This is a genomic window from Hyphomonas sp. UBA3601 (genome assembly GCF_002375605.1).
Taxonomy (GTDB): Bacteria; Pseudomonadota; Alphaproteobacteria; order Caulobacterales; family Hyphomonadaceae; genus Hyphomonas.
On sequence record NZ_DFME01000072.1, the window covers coordinates 2,094 to 7,198 of the forward strand.

The window sequence follows — 5,105 nt, forward strand, 5'->3', positions numbered from 1 at the left end:
GCTTATGGATTTGACATTGAGCCCCGAATACGCCGCGTTTCGTGACCAGGTCGCAGAAACGCTGAAAGCCAACGCCCATCTTGCGCCGGGCCCTGACGACAAAGGCCTGAAGCATCCGAAACGTCTCGCCTGGCAGGAGTTCCTGATCCGGGAAGGCCTGACGGCGCGTACCATTCCCACCGAATACGGCGGGTATGGCGCCGAGCCCGATATCCTGAAATCCCGGATCATTGCCGAAGAGTTCGCGCGTTCCGGGGTGCCACGGCCGCTCGCCGGTCAGGGCATTTCGATGCTGGTGCCGACATTGCTTGAACTCGGAACACCGGAACAGAAAGAGGCGTACATTGAGCGGACGCTCAAGGGAGAGCTGATCTGGTGCCAAGGGTACTCGGAGCCGGGCGCGGGATCTGATCTTGCGGCGCTGCGCACGCGCGCAGTCGAGGATGGCGATGACTTCGTCATCAATGGTCAGAAGATCTGGACCTCCACGGCGCGCCAGGCCGACATGATGTTCTGTCTCGTCCGAACTGATCCGGATGCCAAGAAGCATCATGGCATCACCTATATCCTGTTCCCGATGGATACGCCCGGCATCGAAGTACGCCCACTTGTCGATATGACCGGTTCGGCAAACTTCAACGAGGTCTTCTTCACCGATGTACGAGTGCCGAAAAGCGGCGTCGTGTTCGAGGTGAATAAGGGCTGGCAAGTCGCCAACGCAACGCTCACTCACGAGCGGGGCATGCTGGGGGACCCGAATGCCACCAAGGCCCGGTTCATCGAACTGGTCGAGCTGATGAAGGTTGAAACCGTAAACGGGCAACGCCTGATCGACAATCCGGTGCTGCGTGATCGGCTCATGACGCTGCAGGCCGAAGTCTACGCCATGCAGGCCAATGGGCTGAGGATCACAACAAACAGGCTCAAGGGCGAGGCGGCGGGGCTGGCAGGCCTGGTCGTGAAGCTTCAGGGCTGCGAACTCAATCACCAGATTGCGGCCTTGGCCATCGATGCGCTGGGCGAACTTGGCATCCTCTATGAGGAGGGCGAGCATTTGAGGTCCGGCGGGGCCTGGCAGTGGCGCTACATGTATGATCTCGGACTGATCATCGGTGGCGGTACGGCTCAGATTCAGAAGAACATTATTGCGGAACGCGGGCTTGGCATGCCGCGCGAACCCCGGCTGGCGAGGAGTTAAATCAATGGAATTCGGACTCTCAGAAGACCAGGTGATGTTGCAGGAAACCGTTCGCCGCTTCGTCGCCGAAGAAGTGTCGCTCGATCTTGTTCGCCAGATTGCAGAGGGCGAAATCCAAGTCGCTGAAACGCTTGCTGCTAATCTGGCCGCGCTGGGTCTCGATGGGCTACTTGTGCCGGAGAAAGATGGAGGGTCGGGGCTCGGTGTGCTCGACGCGGCCCTTGTCCAGGAGTGCTTCGGATACGGTATTGTTCCCGCACGTTTCTTATCGAACTCTGTCGCAGCCTATGCGTTGCGTGACTCTGGTTCCAGCATTCTGAACGACATTGCGAACAACGATGCGCGCTTCGGCATAGCCCTTAACGATTTTCTTTCGAGACGGGATGGTTCTGGCCTGTCGATTCGTGACGAGGCCGTCTCCGGGGCATCACTCATGGCCATGGACGTCGCGCGTTCGACTCACTTGCTTTTTCTGGCGAATGACACGGTCCGGATCGGTCGGGCCGGTTCTGCAGAACAGGTCAAGACGATCGACCGTACGCGTGAATTTTCGAAGGTCACAATTACCTCGTTCGAGAAGCAAATTACGGGAGCCGAAATCGAAAAGACGTTCGCCGTAGCTTGCATTCTTCTTGCCGCTGACACGCTCGGTGCCGCCCAATGCATGTTGGACAAGGCCGTTGCCTATGCGGGGGATCGCCAGCAGTTCGGTCGCGTGATTGGCTCTTTTCAGGCGGTGAAGCATCTTTGCGCTGAAATGGCGGCGAAACTTGAACCTGCACGCGCGTTGATATGGCACGCCGCTCATGCGTTGGACGTTGAGGATGATGAAGCGCTAGCGATGGCGTTTCTCGCCAAGGCGCATATGGCAGAAGTCGGAACCTTCATTGCCAAAACGTCTACGGAAGTACATGGCGGAATGGGCTTCACGGATCTCGTTGGCCTGCATTACTGGTACAAGCGAATTGGTGTAAACCGCCAGATCATGGGGTCGCCAATGGCGCTCAGGGAACTGGCTGCCCAGCAGCAGGGGCTGGTCGCATAGGTTAGCACATACGCGTGACATCAACTTGGCGGAACCATTCGCTTTGGTCGGCTGCGAAAATGTGGTGGAGCCACTCCAGAAAGCAACCTCCATTTTTTAACTTTCTGACGCGTGGCGTATGGTAGAGCCAGATGTCTATCGCAGGAGACCGAGGCGCCGGACATACAACGAGATCGGGAAAACGATCAGCTATGTGGGTAGGTAACAAGGCTGGCGCTATTGCGGACTTGCAGAATGATACCATTGTCTCCAATGTGTTCATGCGGCGCATCATGTCGAGACCCGGGAAGCTGTTTCCAGATATCTGAAGAAGTTCAGAGTAGGGACTATGGACAAGAGCTTTTCTCCTTGCCAGGTCGGATAGTGACGATGGCATTGCGTGATCCTTTTCCCATTCGGCCGATACGAAGCCGGCATAGTGCGATCTGCCAATACGACTGACCATCAGGTCAGACTCGGTTGGTTGCAGCCCCTGAATGGCGATGTCTCCCGCCAGGTCGTGAAAATCAGATGGTGAATCGCTGATTGTGAGATCGACGATCGTATCGGGATTGCTCAGTTGGAACTGCGCAAGACGAGGTGCGATCCAGTAAAGAGCTATCGCCTCACTGCAGACAAGCTGGATGTGCGTTCCTGAATCATTTGCTGCACTACAGACTTCGTTCTGAGCGGCTTCGATCGTGTCCGCGACAAGGTCGGCGTGTCGCAGTAGCGCGTCTCCCGCCTTCGTCAGGATTACCCCCGTGTGGTTCCGCCTGAATAGCTCTGTATGCAGCGTGGATTCGAGCTCGGTTATCCTGCGGCTGATCGTTGGCAATGAGACGCCAAGCAGGGATGCGGCAGCGCTCATACTGCAAGTCCGTGCCACCGCGCGGAAGATTCTCAACCGGTCCCAGTCAAACTGATCGAAAGAGCCTTGACTGCCTTGCGCGTGTGAAAGCCCCCGTTTCATTTTGTGCTGAAGTCACCCGCCCAAATTCATGTCATGAAAATTAACCATATAATGGAGAATTTTCATGAATGCAACTCAGGCTAGAAATAGGGCAAGGGCGGATATTGAACCTGAGGTACTTGCTGCGCGGGCAAGAGATTTTGGGTTTCGGCTCGCAGACCGCGACGAACTCCAAGCCGCCATTTCCATGGCGGAATCGCTGATTGACGGAAAGCTAGCGTCAGTCGATGCGATTTCGGCGATGAACGTTCAAACCGGTATGACGGCATGGGTGACGGGAGATCCGGTTGACGGCATTTTCCTGACCATACCGCTATCTGCGGAAGGCGAAGCTGCCGTCAGGAATGGTTCTTATGTGCCTGCGGCGCCGTCGTCTGAGCATTTGGCAACGCAGGGCAAGGATATCGCGGCATTTTATGTCGGCGTCTATGCGGGCAGTTCGCGGGAAGCGCGAAAAAAAATCATGACGGCGTCCGCTGTTCTTCGTGTGGAAATGTTCGGTGTGTTTCCCGCCTATGCGCGAGGCGCCACGGAGGACGGACGGCGCTCCATGTTGAGCTTGGGGTTTCAAGAATTTGAAGGGGGGCTCCCAGATTTGTTTATCCAGCCGCCATTCCAGACGGTTTTGGACCAGACATCATGAGCCAGATCCAAAACAAGATCGGAGAGTCTGTGCTTCTCCGCCGCGTGCCGCCTGAAGCTTATCTCGAATACTCAACAGAAATTGTAAGAACTCTCGATGGTTTCCATCAGATCAGCGCCATTCGATCTGCCGTCTTTCTCAGCGAACAGGATTGTCCATATGAGGAAGAATTTGACGGCAACGACTTCTGCGCAACACATCTCCTTCTGAAGGCGAAAGGGCGTCCGGTCGGGACATTACGCATTCGCTGGTTCGCGGAGTTTGCGAAGCTGGAACGGATCGCCTTGCTGCCGTGTGAGCGCGGGCGCGTCGGATTGCGCGTACTCTTGGCAACCGGTTTCGAGATAGTTTCGCGTAAAGGGTATGAGAGGATGATTGGCCAAATTCAGTCGCGCCTCTGGCCGGTCTGGTCCCGAACCTTCAAATGTCGTTTGATTGAGGGTCGGCCGGCTTTCTGGTTCTCGGATTACGAGTATCGCGAGATCGAAATCCCAATTCCCCGCCATCCGTTAGCGCTGCGAATGCAAGAAGACCCTTACCGCATCATCCGCCCCGAGGGTGCATGGGACGAACCCGGTGTTCTGGAAACCTCGGTTGCCAGATCGCAATCCAATGAACAAGCGGCATGAATGTGCGGAAAGTCTGGAATGGTGCCCGGGGGCGGAATCGAACCACCGACACGCGGATTTTCAATCCGCTGCTCTACCCCTGAGCTACCCGGGCGGGCCACTGGGGAAGCGCGGTATCTAACGAAGGGTTTTGAACTTGTCCATGCTGTTTTCAGTCATCCTCTGACATCTCTTGACCCGGCACCTCATCTGCCACATCCGCCGGTGCGCCTGGAATGGCATATCCTTCAGACAACCATTTGTTCAGGTCGACATCGGCGCAGCGTTTTGAACAGAAGGGCCGGTACTGCGCAGAGACAGGATTCTTGCGGCATTGGGAACATTTCGGTTGGACGGATTTGGGGGACACAGGTTTACTCATGCGGTCTGATATACTGTGGGCATCGGCTTCGTCGAGGCAAGATATGTGAAGCGTTGACCATACTTGTCTGACAGCTTGTCCAGAAGGGGCGCACCCGTCTTGTCCAGCCAGACCTTGGCCTGGCCTGGCAATTCAAGGGTCAGCTTGTGCATCGGATTTTGCTTGGCTGTGCGCTCCAATAGTCTCAACCCCGTCAGCGCAAGTGTCTCGTCGGTAGGGTTACCGCGAGAATCGAGCGTGCGTTCATGAAGCGGCGTTTCGCGCCAAGGCAGCGCGA

The 5,105-nt window shown here is 56.3% G+C and carries 7 protein-coding genes and 1 tRNA gene; 4 read left to right on the forward strand and 4 right to left on the reverse strand.

Annotated elements, in window-relative coordinates; all coding sequences use genetic code 11:
* Nucleotides 1-4: 4 nt before the first annotated feature.
* A complete protein-coding gene (locus B4F73_RS07425; RefSeq protein ID WP_290485011.1) occupies nt 5-1,198 on the forward strand; it encodes an acyl-CoA dehydrogenase family protein in 1,194 nt (397 codons plus the stop codon).
* Between the two features lie 4 nt (nt 1,199-1,202).
* Nucleotides 1,203-2,243: an acyl-CoA dehydrogenase family protein gene (locus B4F73_RS07430; RefSeq protein ID WP_290482892.1), complete on the forward strand. Its 1,041-nt coding sequence runs from the start codon at nt 1,203-1,205 to the stop codon at nt 2,241-2,243.
* Nucleotide 2,244: 1 nt separating this feature from the next.
* Here the strand turns inward: B4F73_RS07430 and B4F73_RS07435 are convergent, their stop codons facing one another.
* Entirely contained in the window at nt 2,245-3,195 is a 951-nt protein-coding gene (locus B4F73_RS07435; protein WP_290482893.1) for a LysR family transcriptional regulator, read from the reverse strand.
* Between the two features lie 187 nt (nt 3,196-3,382).
* Here B4F73_RS07435 and B4F73_RS07440 point away from each other — a divergent pair, with 187 nt between their 5' ends.
* Together B4F73_RS07440 and B4F73_RS07445 are read left to right on the forward strand one after the other, a co-directional pair.
* Nucleotides 3,383-3,838 (forward strand): hypothetical protein, encoded by a 456-nt coding sequence (locus B4F73_RS07440; RefSeq protein WP_290479468.1) that lies wholly within the window; start codon nt 3,383-3,385, stop codon nt 3,836-3,838.
* Nucleotides 3,835-4,467, forward strand: coding sequence for a GNAT family N-acetyltransferase (locus tag B4F73_RS07445; RefSeq protein ID WP_290482894.1), 633 nt, complete (start codon nt 3,835-3,837; stop codon nt 4,465-4,467). The genes B4F73_RS07440 and B4F73_RS07445 overlap by 4 nt, the downstream gene beginning before the upstream one ends.
* A 19-nt stretch (nt 4,468-4,486) precedes the next feature.
* Here the strand turns inward: B4F73_RS07445 and B4F73_RS07450 are convergent.
* The 3 genes from B4F73_RS07450 to B4F73_RS07460 all read right to left on the reverse strand — a co-directional run.
* Nucleotides 4,487-4,561 (reverse strand) — tRNA-Phe (locus B4F73_RS07450).
* Between the two features lie 57 nt (nt 4,562-4,618).
* Nucleotides 4,619-4,828, reverse strand: coding sequence for a DNA gyrase inhibitor YacG (locus B4F73_RS07455; protein WP_206990518.1), 210 nt, complete (start codon nt 4,826-4,828; stop codon nt 4,619-4,621).
* A partial coding sequence (locus B4F73_RS07460) for a hypothetical protein (RefSeq protein WP_290482895.1) occupies nt 4,825-5,105 on the reverse strand: 281 nt, incomplete at its 5' end. The genes B4F73_RS07460 and B4F73_RS07455, both read right to left, overlap by 4 nt.

Excerpts from the sequence above, each read along its gene's own strand:
- B4F73_RS07425 (WP_290485011.1), top strand. The coding sequence starts at position 5 with ATGGATTTGACATTGAGCCCCGAATACGCCGCGTTTCGTGACCAGGTC.
- B4F73_RS07430 (WP_290482892.1), top strand. The coding sequence starts at position 1,203 with ATGGAATTCGGACTCTCAGAAGACCAGGTGATGTTGCAGGAAACCGTT.
- B4F73_RS07435 (WP_290482893.1), bottom strand. The coding sequence starts at position 3,195 with ATGAAACGGGGGCTTTCACACGCGCAAGGCAGTCAAGGCTCTTTCGAT.
- B4F73_RS07440 (WP_290479468.1), top strand. The coding sequence starts at position 3,383 with ATGGCGGAATCGCTGATTGACGGAAAGCTAGCGTCAGTCGATGCGATT.
- B4F73_RS07445 (WP_290482894.1), top strand. The coding sequence starts at position 3,835 with ATGAGCCAGATCCAAAACAAGATCGGAGAGTCTGTGCTTCTCCGCCGC.
- B4F73_RS07455 (WP_206990518.1), bottom strand. The coding sequence starts at position 4,828 with ATGAGTAAACCTGTGTCCCCCAAATCCGTCCAACCGAAATGTTCCCAA.